General features: G+C 44.8%; 14 protein-coding genes. 5 read left to right on the forward strand and 9 right to left on the reverse strand.

The annotated features are described in order from the left end of the window. The first annotated feature begins 239 nt into the window (after nucleotides 1-239). Both AB4329_RS06705 and glpD read left to right on the forward strand, forming a co-directional pair. Nucleotides 240-1,034 carry a DeoR/GlpR family transcriptional regulator gene (locus AB4329_RS06705; protein ID WP_004740378.1) on the forward strand — a complete coding sequence of 265 codons (795 nt, stop codon included), beginning with the start codon at nucleotides 240-242 and terminating at the stop codon, nucleotides 1,032-1,034. A 288-nt stretch (nucleotides 1,035-1,322) separates the two neighbouring features. Next, the gene (glpD, locus tag AB4329_RS06710; RefSeq protein ID WP_372137897.1) at nucleotides 1,323-2,882 is read left to right on the forward strand and encodes a glycerol-3-phosphate dehydrogenase; all 1,560 of its coding nucleotides are present in this window, start codon (nucleotides 1,323-1,325) and stop codon (nucleotides 2,880-2,882) included. Between the two features lie 282 nt (nucleotides 2,883-3,164). Here the strand turns inward: glpD and AB4329_RS06715 are convergent, their stop codons facing one another. The 7 genes from AB4329_RS06715 to AB4329_RS06745 form a co-directional block, all read right to left on the reverse strand. After that, a complete protein-coding gene (locus AB4329_RS06715; RefSeq protein WP_372137899.1) occupies nucleotides 3,165-4,061 on the reverse strand; it encodes a LysR family transcriptional regulator in 897 nt (298 codons plus the stop codon). A gap of 194 nt (nucleotides 4,062-4,255) precedes the next feature. Continuing rightward, nucleotides 4,256-4,492, reverse strand: a complete 237-nt coding sequence (locus AB4329_RS06720) for a YdcH family protein (protein ID WP_017067743.1) — start codon at nucleotides 4,490-4,492, stop codon at nucleotides 4,256-4,258. Nucleotides 4,493-4,759: 267 nt separating this feature from the next. Beyond that, nucleotides 4,760-5,632, reverse strand: coding sequence for a radical SAM protein (locus AB4329_RS06725; RefSeq protein WP_372137901.1), 873 nt, complete (start codon nucleotides 5,630-5,632; stop codon nucleotides 4,760-4,762). A gap of 199 nt (nucleotides 5,633-5,831) precedes the next feature. After that, entirely contained in the window at nucleotides 5,832-5,954 is a 123-nt protein-coding gene (locus AB4329_RS06730) for a hypothetical protein (RefSeq protein WP_258182976.1), read from the reverse strand. Between the two features lie 223 nt (nucleotides 5,955-6,177). Next, a complete protein-coding gene (locus AB4329_RS06735) occupies nucleotides 6,178-6,873 on the reverse strand; it encodes an aspartate/glutamate racemase family protein (protein ID WP_372057865.1) in 696 nt (231 codons plus the stop codon). A gap of 207 nt (nucleotides 6,874-7,080) precedes the next feature. Then, nucleotides 7,081-8,064 carry an HAD family phosphatase gene (locus AB4329_RS06740; RefSeq protein ID WP_102332358.1) on the reverse strand — a complete coding sequence of 328 codons (984 nt, stop codon included), beginning with the start codon at nucleotides 8,062-8,064 and terminating at the stop codon, nucleotides 7,081-7,083. A 236-nt stretch (nucleotides 8,065-8,300) separates the two neighbouring features. After that, nucleotides 8,301-9,545: an NADH:flavin oxidoreductase/NADH oxidase family protein gene (locus AB4329_RS06745; RefSeq protein ID WP_102332357.1), complete on the reverse strand. Its 1,245-nt coding sequence runs from the start codon at nucleotides 9,543-9,545 to the stop codon at nucleotides 8,301-8,303. 279 nt (nucleotides 9,546-9,824) lie between these two features. On the opposite strand from AB4329_RS06745, the gene nfsA reads away from it, so the two are divergent. After that, nucleotides 9,825-10,547 carry an oxygen-insensitive NADPH nitroreductase gene (gene nfsA / locus AB4329_RS06750; protein ID WP_017066969.1) on the forward strand — a complete coding sequence of 241 codons (723 nt, stop codon included), beginning with the start codon at nucleotides 9,825-9,827 and terminating at the stop codon, nucleotides 10,545-10,547. A 139-nt stretch (nucleotides 10,548-10,686) separates the two neighbouring features. Here nfsA and AB4329_RS06755 read toward each other — a convergent pair whose 3' ends face one another. Continuing rightward, the gene (locus AB4329_RS06755) at nucleotides 10,687-12,219 is read right to left on the reverse strand and encodes a phospholipase D family protein (protein ID WP_372137902.1); all 1,533 of its coding nucleotides are present in this window, start codon (nucleotides 12,217-12,219) and stop codon (nucleotides 10,687-10,689) included. Nucleotides 12,220-12,713: 494 nt separating this feature from the next. On the opposite strand from AB4329_RS06755, the gene AB4329_RS06760 reads away from it, so the two are divergent. Together AB4329_RS06760 and AB4329_RS06765 are read left to right on the forward strand one after the other, a co-directional pair. After that, nucleotides 12,714-13,211: a hypothetical protein gene (locus AB4329_RS06760; protein ID WP_102398569.1), complete on the forward strand. Its 498-nt coding sequence runs from the start codon at nucleotides 12,714-12,716 to the stop codon at nucleotides 13,209-13,211. A 207-nt stretch (nucleotides 13,212-13,418) separates the two neighbouring features. Continuing rightward, complete coding sequence (locus AB4329_RS06765; protein ID WP_017062386.1) at nucleotides 13,419-13,709, forward strand: putative quinol monooxygenase; 291 nt, start codon at nucleotides 13,419-13,421, stop codon at nucleotides 13,707-13,709. Nucleotides 13,710-13,830: 121 nt separating this feature from the next. Here AB4329_RS06765 and AB4329_RS06770 read toward each other — a convergent pair whose 3' ends face one another. Beyond that, nucleotides 13,831-14,712, reverse strand: a complete 882-nt coding sequence (locus AB4329_RS06770) for a LysR family transcriptional regulator (protein ID WP_136982441.1) — start codon at nucleotides 14,710-14,712, stop codon at nucleotides 13,831-13,833. Nucleotides 14,713-14,730 lie beyond the last annotated feature (18 nt).

The raw sequence follows: 14,730 nt of genomic DNA on the forward strand, positions 1-14,730 counted from the left end.
CTCTCTTATCGATTGAATTGTTCGTTCCTCAGTAAACGAAACTAAAAAGAGCACTATTTTGTGCTCTTTTTTGCGTTTGGAGCCAATTTTTCATGTTTTGATCAACGTTTTTGCGGTTTGGACATAATTCCTTACTATCATTACTTCTCTCTCCTCATCAATTCGAGCACAATAGCGCGAGTTAATATTTTCGATTGTGACGCGCTAGAGCCCATAGCGTGCAGGGAGTGGTAAGTTAAGTGAAGCAGATACCAAGACACCAGCAGATTGTAGACCTGGTAAAAACACAAGGATATGTGAGCACCGAAGAGCTCGTAGAGAAGTTCGATGTTAGCCCACAAACCATCAGACGAGACCTCAATGAGCTGGCTGATAGCAACAAAATCCGTCGTTATCACGGTGGTGCAACCATTCCTCTTAGCTCAGAAAACACCTCTTACAACACGCGTAAAGCGCTTAACTTCAATGAAAAAGATGTGATTGCCGACGAGCTGGTTAAACACATTCCAGATGGTGCAACCTTGTTCGTTGATATCGGCACCACACCAGAATCCGTGGCACGCGCGCTGAACAAAAACCACAAACAACTCAGAGTCGTGACTAACAACATCAACGTTGCCAGTATCCTGCTACCAAACCCAGAGATAAAGGTTATCTTGGCAGGTGGCGAAGTGAGAAACCGTGATGGCGGTATCGTGGGTGAAGCAACACTCGATTTCGTGAAGCAGTTCCGCCTCGATTTCGGCATTCTAGGGATCAGCGGCATCGACTTTGACGGCTCACTGCTTGATTTTGACTACCATGAAGTTCGAGTGAAGCAAGCTATCATCGAAAACAGCCGCAGCATCTTCCTGGCAGTCGACCACAGTAAGTTTGGTCGTAACGCGATGGTTAAGCTCGGCAATATCTCTCAGGCCCACATGGTGTTTACTAATAAGCAGCCACCGGAAGAGATCCTGAACATCCTCAAGGATTCATCGATCCCATTGGAAGTGATCGAGACCGCGTCTCAACCACTAGCGTCGGACGAATAAAAAAACGCTCAGAAATCATGTTCATTAAAAGAGCCCATTATTGATAGATCACTTTATCGATAATGGGCTTTTTTGTTACTTGGAAAGTCGCACTTGAACATGATTAATATCACTTCTATGCTCGAATGAGAGTTATTTGGAACCTTCGCTGTCATAAGCGAAGGTTTTTTTATGCGCAAATCACATAAAACGCGCATAAACGAAAATAATAAATGACCGCAAACGAAAGTTCATATAGGATTCAATTATGTTCTAAAATGCTCGTTCGCTCAGAAAGAGGTCAAAACCATGAGTGCTCAACAAAATAATTCAAACAACAGTACATCTTCCACTTTAGACTTGATCGTGATTGGCGGCGGCATCAATGGTGCAGGCATCGCGGCAGATGCAGCAGGTCGTGGTCTAAACGTTGGCTTATACGAAGCAAATGATTTCGCGTCTGCGACGTCTTCTGCTAGCTCAAAGCTTATCCACGGTGGCCTACGCTACCTTGAACATTACGAATTTCGTTTGGTTTCGGAAGCACTCGCTGAACGTGAAGTCTTGTTAAGAAAAGCGCCTCACGTTGCTCAGCCAATGCGTTTCCGTTTACCTCATCGACCATTTTTACGCCCAGCTTGGATGATTCGCTGTGGCCTATTCCTTTACGATAACTTAGGTAAACGTACGACGCTTCCTGGAAGTAAAACGGTGAACTTGGCTCAATCAGGTTTGCTTAAACCAGAAATGAAAACAGGTTTCGAATACTCAGACTGCTGGGTAGATGATGCGCGTATGGTATTGCTGAACGTGTTGGCGGCGAAAGAAAACAACGCAGAAGTACGTAACTACTGCCGTGTTGAAAAAGCGCACCGCGAAGGTGGTATTTGGCATGTGACGATCCTTGATGTGATGACAAACCAACGCTTTGAACGCAAAGCAAAAGCGCTTGTTAACGCTGCTGGTCCTTGGGTTAAACAGTTCTTTGATGATGGATTAGAGCAGGCTTCGCCTCGTAATATTCGTCTGATCAAAGGCTCGCACATTGTTGTGCCACGCATTCATGACGAACCACAAGCGTACATTCTGCAAAACAAAGATAATCGCATTGTGTTCATGATCCCTTACCTAGATAAGTTCTCGATCATCGGTACTACCGATCTTGAATACAAAGGCGACCCACGCAACGTTGCAATTGATGATGTCGAAGTGGATTACTTGATTGATATTGTTAACCAACACTTTGTTAAACAGCTTGGTCGTGAAGATGTGGTTTGGACATACAGTGGCGTAAGACCACTTTGTGACGACGAATCAGATTCACCACAAGCGATCACTCGAGACTACACATTGGAATTGGACGCAGAGCTTGATCAAGCACCACTGCTTTCGATCTTCGGTGGCAAGTTGACCACTTATCGTAAGCTCGGCGAAGCGGCACTTAATAAGCTTGAGCCACACCTAACCAACATGGGCGCACCATGGACAGCGAACGACACGCTTCCAGGCGGTAACTTTAGTTGCAGCAGAGAGCAGCTTGCGAAGATGATCCACACGAAATACCCTTGGGCATCTGAAGCGTTATTACTTCGCTACGTGACTCAATTTGGTACTTACACATGGAAACTATTGGAAGGCGCAAATAGCGAAGCTGACCTTGGCATCCAGTTCTCAAGCGAAGCCCATGGCGTTTATCAAGTTGAAATCGATTACTTGATTAATGAAGAGATGGCGATGACTGACGAAGACATCTTGTGGCGCAGAACCAAACTTGGCTTATACATGAGCGAATCCGAGCAGCAAGCGGTGACGGATTACCTGAAAGAGAAACTACAAAGCAAGGTAGTGAGCTTTTCTCAAGTAGGCTAACCCCACCAGCCTAAGCATGGTTCAAGAACATACTTAACAACGAAGCTTAGCGTCCCCCGCGCTAAGCTTTTTTATTGCCTGCTATTCCGACCTAAGAACTCGATTGATCGTCTCCTTCGCACGGACTGAGGCTTTGTTCACTCCCCCATTTTCAACAAAAACTAAATAGTGTTTTATTAATCCGGTTGATTATCAACTTCATAAAAGGTTGCTATTCTTTACCTCAATGAAACGACACATTTAAAAACGCTCACCATGTCAGCGCTTTAATAACGTTTGTCTCTATGTTTTCTCCCAATACGGCGGATTACCATAATATTCAGAGAAGTAGTCAATGAAGGCTCTCACCTTTGGTGCAAGTAACCTTGTGCTTGGGTACACAGCCCAAATTGCAGGCTCTGATGTTAATGGGTAATCTTCTAATATTTGAACCAGCTGACCGCTTTTCAGTTGTTCATAGGCACACCAATTCGATGTCACCGTGATACCCATACCACCTGAGGCTGCGTCACGCAGTGCTTCTCCGTTATCTGCCCTGAACGACCCAGATGCCTTAATCGTCTTAGGCCCGCTTTCAGTATTGAACGTCCAGTTTTCTAAACCAATTAAGCTAATACACTGATGATCATTAAGATCTCGAGGTGTGGCTGGCTTACCATATTTGATTAAGTAATCAGGCGATGCACACACAATACGCTTGTCTGTCGCAAGTTTTCGGGCAATCAGTGTCGAGTCTTTCAGCTCCGAGATACGAATCGCGATATCAAAGCCACCCTCAACAACATCCACCATCGAATCTGATAGCCTGAGATCGACTTTTAACCCAGAGTAGCGCTCTAAGAATCCAGGTAAGGCAGGAACAAGATGCAAACGTCCAAAAGACGCAGATGCGGTAACTCGCAACGTTCCGGTTGGAGAATCACAACCCACACCGACCGCCGATTTGGCAGCATCCACGCTCGATAACACTTCTTCAGCATGAGGTAAGAATGCTTCCCCCTCTTCGGTTAAAGAGACCTTACGAGTGGTTCGGTGGACCAAGCGAACGCCTAACTTGTCTTCCAGTTTACTGATGTGCGAGCTTGCAACAGCAGGAGACAAACCAAGCTCTTGCCCAGCCATGCTGATGTTATGTGTGGAAGCTAAACGAACAAACAATTTGAGGTGTTCAATATTCATGAGATTACCAATAAAATCTTAAAAATCGCGTACCAGTAACCCTCATTATGCGTCATTCACATAATAATACAACGTATTAACTCAGTTGAATTGTGAAGAAGTGATTGAGCCAAAACGAAAAAAAACTCCCGAAGGAGTTTTTTTGTCTAAGTCTGCAATTCGCCATTTAGCTAGTCAGCAAAATTACCAACTCACTAGCCAGTTAAACGTGCATGCAGTGCATCTTTCAGTACAGAACGATCATGTTTCAGTTGGTGCATCGAGCCGTCATCAATGGGTGAATCTTTCAGCTCAAGCTTACGAATCTCTTTATCAAGGTTGTCGTACGTCTTCATGTCTGCTGCAAAGCCATCGTCAGTTTTAACAAGCTCAGCAATTTTATCTTTCATTTCAGGAAATTCGTGAACAAGAGAATGATTTTCACCTAGCATAGAAACCTCTTAAGTTGAGTAAAGTGATTGGTATTACGCATTCATTATTAACCTTAGCAAGGGAGTCAAATAACAAATGAGATCCAGTACACAGCATAGAATATAGACAATTCAGATTCACAAATTTACAACATCCACCAAGAAAATGGCTTTGCTGATTTTGAATTGTCTCAGTAACGGAAGTAGGTTTATGGCGATTATCCCGCCTCGAAAACAATACTTCTTTCGATTTTTACTTAGCCTGCAAGTATCGTTTTTAGCTAAACGCTACCAAGCAAACGTCTGAATAACACTGTCTTTAGCCATTGGGTTTGATGCTATCGCATGGTTCACCTTAGCCAAAAATTGCTCTCTTGAATCAAGCAGGAAACCTTTCTGAGTCACGATGTTATTACCATGGTCGCCCCAATAGAAAGTGTCGATGTTTAGATTCTCAAGCAGATACTTTTCTTCTTCTAAGATCTGAAGTTGCGTCGGCATAACGAACTTGCCATCTTTTACTTCTTGTTCCATCACGGTTCCTGGCTGAATCGCTAACGCCATTGGCGCTATCTGCTCAGGCTTCATGATATTCAGTAATCTTGTGGTCTCGACAATATGTTCACGTGATCGATCACGACCGCCAAGGCCGAAGATAAACGAAAGTAAGGTTTCAATGCCGGCTTCTTTGGCTAATTCCATGCCTTCGATCGCTTGTTCTGGTGTCATGCGCTTTTTGATGTTGTCGAGTACAACCGCATCGCCTGACTCCAACCCCGCATAAGCCATAGTGAGACCGGCACTTTTAAGCTCTTTAAGTTCGCTCAAGCTTTTACGACGGAAATCGTTCAAACCACTATAGAGCGATACTTTTCTGCTTTCTGGAAAGGTATGACGAAGCTTATCCAAAATCTTAAGGAGATAATCCGTGCGGGCGGCCATCACGTTGCCATCGATAAGGAAAATTGATTCAACATAAGGATAAATCAGGCGAGCTTCTTCGATATCTTTAAACACATCCTCAATATCACAAACCTTGAACCGTTTATCGCTGAACATATTACAGAACGTGCACGTGTTGATACTGCAACCTAAAGTGGTTTGAATCAGAATGCTCTTCGCCTCTGTCCATGGACGATATACTTTTCCCTCATATTTCATATTGGTTTCTCCGGTCTATAAGCACGAGAGCGTGCTTTAATAAAACAGAGTTTATCAACACCAGTATTCATTGATAATTCGCGATATAGTCGAATCATTTTTTAGATTTTGTATAAAATAAAAGCCTTGTGACAACACAAGGCTTTGTAGGGGTAACTCTCTACCGGAGCAGCTGAAAATGTGTTTCCACAAAAGAAGATTAGCTGCTGCACCCTTGGGTATGAACTCGATTCATGTCGTCACCGACTTGTGCTTCTTGAGACCCCGTCGATTGGCATCCTGCCACGAATAACAGCGTTACAGATAAGATAAGCCATTTCATAATAAATCCTCTTTCGGTCATGACTAAAGCATAGTGCTTAAAAGCGCGGATACCTCAGTCATTAACTAAAACCTTACCTACCGATAAGGCCTTGGTTAATGAACAAAGCATCGCTTCTTTAACTAACGACCTGCTTTTGTACAAAAAACTTTCACTTCAACGAATGAAAATCGTACAAGAGCGAAAATAGGACAGCTATGGAACTAAGAATAAGAACTAGAAGTTAGTCACTCGTCGCCAAACGTACAGCCGCTTCTGCATGAATGGCTGTGGTATCAAACAAGGGAACATCAGTGTGTTGCTGCTGAATCAGGAGGGCGATTTCAGTACAGCCCAGAATAACGGCTTCTGCACCTTGTTGGCCTAGCTTCTCAATGATTTGACGGTATACATCTCGAGATTCTTCTTTTACTTGGCCTCGACACAGCTCTTGATAAATGATGTTGTGGACTTTCTCTCGGTCACTCTCATCAGGAATCACCACATCGATACCGAATTTGTTAGTCAGACGGCCTTTATAGAAATCTTGTTCCATGGTGAAAGCGGTACCGAGTAATCCAACTTTCTTTACACCCTGTTCAAGCAACTTCTGCGCTGTGGTATCAGCGATGTGCAAGATAGGAATCGTGACCTTCTCTTCGATCTCAGGAACGATCTTATGCATGGTATTGGTACAGATCAGGATGAAGTCCGCTCCGGCTTTCTCTACCGATAAAGCCGCGTCCGATAAGATATCCGCCGTCTCAGCCCAGCGACCTTGATGTTGAAGCTTTTCTATCTCATCGAAGTTCACGCTGTACATACAAACCTTTGCAGAATTGAGCCCGCCGAGTGTGGCTTTAACGCCCTCGTTGATGGATTTGTAGTAGCTCACTGTCGACTCCCAACTCATACCACCGAGCAAACCGATCGTTTTCATTTTGCTATTCCTTTAATTTCCGACTAACTCGATTAAACCGTCATGCATTGAAAATTTATAGTACGTTCTTGCTTAAAGCGAACCCATAACCCTTATTCCTTTCAAACGATTGCTTTCAAACCGTTCATTCCCAAAACCTCCGCTCACAAAAAAGGCTCGAATTTAAAATCCGAGCCTTTGAAGTTTTGACCAAGGGTATACTTGGCGTTAGTACACCTCACACCAATCTAATTTCATGTCGATCAGTGTCCAATCCTCTCTGGAATTCGCCTCATCTAGCGCTTTATCAAGCTTGCCAACGTGAGACTCACGATCGTACTGCCACTCGCGCTCAGCATCAGTGTGATGAACAATCATCGCCATTGAGTTGGGTTGGCTCGTAGCCCATTGCATCATCGCTTGGTCACCGTCTGAGTTGCCGACCGCTAGAATAGGTTTCTTGCCGATAATATGCTGAATGTTAGTGACCTTTCCGGCTTTGTCATCAATGGTCAAAATGGACGAGTCTTTAGTAACGGTTGGCTTACCATCGTTGTAGCTGTAGTTGTATTTAAGCGCGCTACCGATGATTTGCTCTGTAGGAATATTATAAGCTTGTGGAGCCCACGCTCTCATGAAATCAACGCCTCCGCCCGACACAATATAAGTCTTAAAGTCATGCTCTTGCAGGTAAGTCAGCATCTCTTTCATTGGCTGATAAGTAAGGTCTGTGTAGGCTTTGTTGAAGCGTTTATCTTTTGTTACCGTCAGCCATTGCTCAACGTCTTGCTGGTATTGCTCAACAGTCATACCAGAATGTGTCGCCATGATGATTTTCAATAGCCCTTCTTCACCGCTGCCCAGAACGCTCTCAATATCACCTTCGAGTACAAACTTAAACGGTGCTTCGGTTTTCCATTCAGGGTGATCAGGCGCCATCTCTTTTACACGATCTAGTGCAAAGGCTAATTGGAAGTAATAAGGCTTTTCCGACCAAAGCGTACCGTCGTTATCGAACACGGCAATGCGATCTTCAATTGCCACGAACGTATCAGACTCAGCTTTAGTGGCTTGCCCAACAAAGTCGACGATAGCGGATTTGCTCTCGCTGTCCTTCCAAGAAGGCAGCAAGTTGGGATCACAATCTTTAGCAAAAGATGAGAAAGAGAGACTGGATAAGATCGCGACAGATAAGAGGGTTATTTTCTTCATAGCAACTACCATGTTGTTGAATTAATTGTAGGGTTTAATTCAATTCATCCTAGTTGGTCTACTCTGATTTGCCACTTATGAACACTATAACCAATGCTCATGTTGGTATTAGATTAGTACCACAGCTAAGCTGGCTGAGGGTGCTCTGCGATGTATTTATCGAGAACTTAAAAGGAGACAAACAAAAAAGCAGAACTTCAATTCCTCAAAGTTCTGCTTTATCAATCCATGACTGCTTACACTCTGCGCTTTTTGAAAGCGTGCCAGCCAGCGCTGAGAATTGTTTTTACCACCACACCGAGTGCGCTTAGTTTTGGGTCGGCTTTCTTGCCAGAGGCAATGCGCCACATCTGATGTTCATACCAAACCAGCCCGACCATCGCCACCTTGTCTAATGCGGGTTTTCCTGTGGTTGGCACCGTTAGTGGCATGCCGTGGCTAGGGTTTTCAATTAACTTGTTAGGGAAATCAGGATCAACCGCCATTGTTCGCGCAATACCAATAAAATCGGTCGCCGAGGTGTTTAATGCTTCATTCATTGCTTGCGCGGTTCGAAAACCACCCGTGACCACCAGCGGTGTACTCACGAGTTTTCTCGCCTTAACCATGTAATCCATAAAATACGCTTCACGTTTTACTGTGCTGGACTTGATTGATTCAGCTTTGCTCTTTGAACCCATCATTGATGGACTTTCATAGGTGCCGCCAGAGATCTCAATCAGGTCGATACCGTTATCACTCAGTGTTTGCACAACCTGCATCGACTCTTCTTCAGTGAAGCCACCTTTCATGAAGTCGGCGCTGTTGAGCTTAATTCCGACAGGGAAATCTTCACCAACCTCTTTTCGAATCGCGCGATAAACCTCAAGCACGAAACGAAGTCTGTTTTCGAGTGACCCACCCCATTTGTCTTGGCGTTGATTGTGTCTAGAAGACAAAAACTGACTGACAAGATAACCATGAGCACCGTGAATCTGTACACCAGTAAAACCCGCTTGTTTTGCAAGCTTTGCACTCAGCGCGAATTTATCAATGATTGCGATTATTTCCTTCTCAGTCAGAGCTCGTGGCGTATTAAAGCCTTTTTCTAATCCACGCTCTAAAGAGATAGCCGAAGGAGCAACCGGGCTATCACATAAGAATTTAGGAATTTGCTTACCTGGGTGATTCAGCTGCATCCATATCTGCGAACCATTCTGTGTTCCGGCACTCGCCCACTCACGAAATACGCTTAAATCACTGTGCTCATCCAACACCACGTTTTTAGGTTCACCAAGCGCACCTCTATCGACCATCACGTTACCCGTCATGGATAGACCAATTCCTCCTTGAGCCCAACGCTGGTAAAGCGTGACTAAACCTTGCTTAGGGTTATGATGTTTATCACCTAGCTGTTCACTCATTGCCGATTTGAACAGGCGATTTTTGATCACTTGGCCATTAGGAAGAAAAAAAGGGTCGTTGAGGCAGATTGGATTCATGCGCGTGGTTACTTTCTTGGGTTTATATATTGAGTCCAGTATGCCCTATTTTATCCGACAGTTCTGAGCATTTGGTGCCTATTTCGAAGCAAGTTTCACTCAATAATAAAATGCCAGCGGCATAGCAGCTGGCATTAATCGATTATAAATAGAATCTCAAAAACTGGGCTGACGCTGCTGAAATATGTCAACCAGAAAGGCTCTAATGCCCTTTACGCTCATGGTAATTGTCGTTATTGTGATTCTCTACGCCATCATCACAAGGACTGTCTGAGAGTTATGAACAGCACGATTGAAACTATTCTGGGGCACCGCTCCATTCGTCAATATACAAATCAACCGATTGAAAAAGCACAACTTGATGTGATTATTCAGGCTGGTCTCGCGGCTTCGTCATCGAGCTTACTGCAGGCTGTTTCTATCGTGAGAGTGACAAACAAAGAGAAGCGTAAACTGCTAGCCGAATACGCAGGCAATCAAGCTTACGTGGAGAACGCGGCTGAGTTTTTGGTGTTCTGTATCGACTATCAACGCCACGCTCAAATCAACCCTGAAGTGAAAACCGACTTTACTGAACTGACCCTGATTGGCGCTGTCGATTCTGGCATCATGGCGCAAAACTGCATGTTGGCTGCTGAGTCTCTAGGTTTAGGTGGCGTGTACATTGGCGGGCTGCGTAACAGCGCACAACAAGTCGATGAACTGTTAGAACTACCACAACATACCGCCGTGTTGTTTGGGATGTGCTTAGGTCATCCGGCACAGCAACCAGAGGTCAAGCCTCGCCTTCCAGCTCACGTGGTGATGCACGAAAACCAATACCAACCGCTGAGCCTAGATGACATTGCCAGCTACGATGATTCGATGCAAAGCTACTACGCAAGCCGTTCAAGCAACCAAAAACAGAGCAGTTGGTCACAGCAGATCACGCAAAAGCTGTCTGGCGAATCTCGCCCGCATATCCTGCCTTACTTGAACAGCAAGCAGCTGACCAAGCGTTAAGCCGTTAAGCCGTTAAGCCGTTAAGCCGTTAAGCCGTTAAGCCGTTAAGAGCTTGCAACAAACCACAGCAAACAGCAGTACAAACAAAAATGTCAGCGTAATATACGCTGACATTTTTATTTATCCGGAGGCGGCTAGCTTACAGATATTTCTCAATCGGTAACAACTGTAGGAAGCCTGACTGCATTCGTTCCCATTGACCAGTGTCAGGTTCGCTGTCCCAACGTTGATCGCCTGAATACCAATACACATCACCGTCTTCCAATTCCAAGCGCCAGCTATTATCTTCACTCATTGCTTGCTCAATAGTGTCTGCTAACGTTTCAGCAATCTCTTTATTTTCGATGATCAAAACCGATTCAGTATTGAGGTAGGTAGAGCGCAAGTTGAAGTTAAATGAGCCGATGCTCGCGATGCTGCGGTCGAATACGACTGATTTAGCGTGCAAGCCATAGGCCGTCTCAGGCGCACATTTAGACACGTCTTGAGTCGATGCTTCACACAGCTTAGATTCTGGTTTTAGCTCAAACAGGTCGATGCCATGCTCCAACATGTCGTAACGTCTGCCTGCATAAGCGGAGTGATTAGTCACCAGATCATTAGACGCCATAGAGTTAGTTAGCGCTTTTATCTCAACGCCCTTGTTGTTCAATACCTGCCACTCTTCAAGCTGACCATCATCGAATACAAGGTAAGCCGATTCCAATAAGATCTCTTGTTTCGATTCGCTCGCTAACTTACCTAGAAGAATCGCGGTCGCTTTTGGTTCATCAGTATTATCGGAGTCATCAGGGACGGGTTGATCATAAACAAAACGCGCATTCACCCAAGTCATCTCACCAACCACCTCTTTCAGTAAACTATCAGCAGCCTTACGATCTAATGGTAATTCAGGATAATTTTGATAATGCGGAACGACAATATTATCTATCTTCGAGAGATCAGGTTGTTCGTCATCACCCAGCATATCGACAGGGTAAGACCAACGGCTGTTCCAGTATTCAACAAAACTGGTTTGGATGGTGTTAACTACCGAGCCCATGACTAATACATCGCGGTCTCGGAAATTGATTTCATCAGAAAGGTCAAAGTATTCATCACCGATATTACGGCCACCCACCACAGACAAAGTACCATCTACGGTAAACGACTTATTGTGCATACGGCGATTTAAGCGAGAAAAGTCACCGACAAAGCTCAGCCATTTACTGAAGCCACGGCGTGTTGGCGTTGGATTGAAGATACGAATCTCGACGTTAGGGTGCGCATCCAGTGCCGACAGCAAACCTTCACGTTCGTTGAGGTTGATATCATCCAACATTACGCGCACCTTCACACCACGCTCAGCCGCGGCTAACAAACGGCTAGCGAGATAGCTGCCCGATTCGTCAGAGTTCCAGATGTAGTATTGAATGTCGATGATGTGCTCGGCACTTTCGACCAGTGCTAATCGCTGTGCCAAAGCATCCCAACCGGACTCTTGCAGACGAACCGCAGTGTTGCCTTGCTCTAAAGCTTCAGGCTGAAATTCATTGGTTAGAACCGATAAAGAGCTAGGTGCAGGAGAGGTTGGCGGTTCTGTTGGATGATCGATGCCTTCAGGAAGTGAAGAACACCCACCTAAAACGGCGATTAAGATTAACGTTAAACTGATGCGTTGGAGCACAGGCATGTATCTGACTTCCTTTTCACGATGGCGTCTTTAGAAACTTTCCGTACAGCTTTTCAATGAACAAGCTATTCCGATCTATTCATTGATTATTACTGCTAAAGCCTGAAATTTATAGGTAATTATCCAGTATAAATTTAAAGGTCGGTAAATTGGCCCACAAATCACTTAAGTTGGGTGAGTGCCAAACAGTATAAACTCAGCGGCTTTTCGACCATGTCAATGGTGAGCTCTATTCGGTCTGGGTGATGCTTCACCATTGTTTGGAGATCTAGTTTCACCGCTTGATTTCACACTAACAGGCGTGTCGACTTACTTATATGAGATTGTGCAAACGCATTACTTACGTAAGCGCTAAAGCTGTTGTTGAACTAAGGGCATGAAAGGATCAACACCGAAAACATTGTTCACGCTACATAACCTTTATCGTCCCTACACAAGCCTTCCCTATAGTAGTACCCTTTATCGTCTCTCATTCTTGATGGTAGCTGGATATTATGAAGCTTTTGGTCGATCGCACTGGTGAACAGTTTTTAGAAATTCTGCAAGAATCGGGAGACACGCTGACGGTTCAATTCATTACCAATGAAGGCAATCGAAAGGGTAAGCCGTTCCAAGATAACTTGAGTGGATTGCTCCTCACAGGGTGGAAGCCGCGCACTACTTCAACCGCCATCGGATTAGAACGCTTTAAGCAAGGCAAACTTGAAGATCCCAAAGTGAGTTTCGCATTGCACCAACTCTATCCACTAGGTCGAGACGTAAAGTTACCTTCTGGTGATATCGCAACTATCGCGAGTTACGCCAATACCCATGCCGACGGCTACTATATGTTTGTGCGCCTCAACGATGAATTAACCCGACTCAAGATTACACCCGATTGGGAACTGCAACCTTCCACTCAAAGATTGGCTCTGCCTTATTACCCAGCCCCAAGAACTAAAGAAGAGCTCGACAACATTGACGATTTTGATGCGTGGGCGGGCGGCTTCTAAATACTCCTCACCTACGCCTAGTAGCACATAATACCCAAGTTATTATCAATTATTTTTTGACAATAATTCAAATGTAGCACTGTTTATCGTTTCAAATATTCCCACTATTATTTATCCATCGACACAGACTGCAGCTCAATGAACAAAGAGTGGCACTGTAAACACAGACAAATCACCATTTCGGTGAAAAATAATATAGGTACCAACATGACTCAACTAACTATCGTCGCAAACATCGTCGCTAACGAAGACAAAATTGAATTGGTTAAAGCAGAGCTGCTAAAGCTGATTGATATTACTCGCGCTGAAGAAGGCTGCATCAACTACGACCTTCACCAAGACAATGAAAACCCAGCACATTTCACTTTCTACGAAAACTGGACGTCGCGTGAACTTTGGCAAACACACATGGGTAATACCCACCTTGCTGAATACATGGCAGCAACCGAAGGTAGTGTTACGTCATTTACACTTAACGAGATGACTAAGATCGCTTAAGTACAGTTTCAGTAGTCTGTTACTAGAAAGCACACTGACAAGCTATCGAGTTCGATTTGAAAGCCCCGCTGCACGTCAGCGGGGCTTTTTTCATTTATGCGGATATCGTCAACTGCCTTAGTTAGAGCTTCAAACGGGGCTGAATAAAATCGATAAACGCCGAGATACGTTTAGAGACCGATGACGACTTGTAGTAAACCGCATTCACTCGCTCTCGGTCTGTGTTGGCAAGTTTGTCTTGTTCCAGAATAGGGATTAGGCGACCTGCTGCCATATCTTCCTGCACCATAAACCCCGATAAACAAGCTATCCCATTTCCAGCTAATACCAGTTGACGCACCGTTTCACCATTACTGGCTGTCACAGTAGGCGCGACATAACTTTGGTTTGGCAAAGGCCAATGGTTAAGCACTTTGTTACCCGAAAATCCCACAATTTGATGCGAACTCAAATCTTCAGGTTTGGTGGGTAGACCACGCTTAGCGAGATAATCAGGTGACGCCACAATATGGAGTAAACTTTTTCCTAACGGGCGAGCGTGCAATGTTGAATCGGACAACTTACCGATTCGAATCGCAACATCGGTTCTCTTTTCGAGAAGATCAACGAAGCCTTCGTTGGAAGTGAGTTCCAACTCAATGTCTGGGTAAGCCTCTTTGAATGACTGCACCAACGGCACTAGCTGATGGAATACGAATGGACTGGCGGCATCGACTCTTAAACGACCTTTTGGCAACTCACCGCGCGACACGATTTCTTCTTCCGCGCTCTGAATCATCTGTAATCCCACCCTGACTGAATCGACAAACTGCCGTCCTTCCTCCGTCAATTCCACGCGTCTCGTTGTTCGGTTGAATATTGAGACGCCGAGTTGTAACTCAACCTTACTCACCGAGCGAGACACCTTGGCGACCTGCACATCCAGCGCCTCTGCCGCCGCAGAAAAACCACCAGCATCGACAACGGTGAGTACCATTTCTAAATCATCTGAACGGGTTAACATGAGGCTCCTTCGCTATCT

Origin of the sequence: Vibrio sp. 10N.261.54.A5, assembly GCF_041471145.1 — a bacterium.
Classification (GTDB): Bacteria; Pseudomonadota; Gammaproteobacteria; order Enterobacterales; family Vibrionaceae; genus Vibrio; species Vibrio crassostreae_C.

Coding starts and splice junctions, on each gene's coding strand:
- glpD (WP_372137897.1), top strand. CDS start 1,323: ATGAGTGCTCAACAAAATAATTCAAACAACAGTACATCTTCCACTTTA.
- AB4329_RS06715 (WP_372137899.1), bottom strand. CDS start 4,061: ATGAATATTGAACACCTCAAATTGTTTGTTCGTTTAGCTTCCACACAT.
- AB4329_RS06720 (WP_017067743.1), bottom strand. CDS start 4,492: ATGCTAGGTGAAAATCATTCTCTTGTTCACGAATTTCCTGAAATGAAA.
- AB4329_RS06725 (WP_372137901.1), bottom strand. CDS start 5,632: ATGAAATATGAGGGAAAAGTATATCGTCCATGGACAGAGGCGAAGAGC.
- AB4329_RS06730 (WP_258182976.1), bottom strand. CDS start 5,954: ATGAAATGGCTTATCTTATCTGTAACGCTGTTATTCGTGGCAGGATGC.
- AB4329_RS06735 (WP_372057865.1), bottom strand. CDS start 6,873: ATGAAAACGATCGGTTTGCTCGGTGGTATGAGTTGGGAGTCGACAGTG.
- AB4329_RS06740 (WP_102332358.1), bottom strand. CDS start 8,064: ATGAAGAAAATAACCCTCTTATCTGTCGCGATCTTATCCAGTCTCTCT.
- AB4329_RS06745 (WP_102332357.1), bottom strand. CDS start 9,545: ATGAATCCAATCTGCCTCAACGACCCTTTTTTTCTTCCTAATGGCCAA.
- nfsA (WP_017066969.1), top strand. CDS start 9,825: ATGAACAGCACGATTGAAACTATTCTGGGGCACCGCTCCATTCGTCAA.
- AB4329_RS06755 (WP_372137902.1), bottom strand. CDS start 12,219: ATGCCTGTGCTCCAACGCATCAGTTTAACGTTAATCTTAATCGCCGTT.
- AB4329_RS06760 (WP_102398569.1), top strand. CDS start 12,714: ATGAAGCTTTTGGTCGATCGCACTGGTGAACAGTTTTTAGAAATTCTG.
- AB4329_RS06765 (WP_017062386.1), top strand. CDS start 13,419: ATGACTCAACTAACTATCGTCGCAAACATCGTCGCTAACGAAGACAAA.
- AB4329_RS06770 (WP_136982441.1), bottom strand. CDS start 14,712: ATGTTAACCCGTTCAGATGATTTAGAAATGGTACTCACCGTTGTCGAT.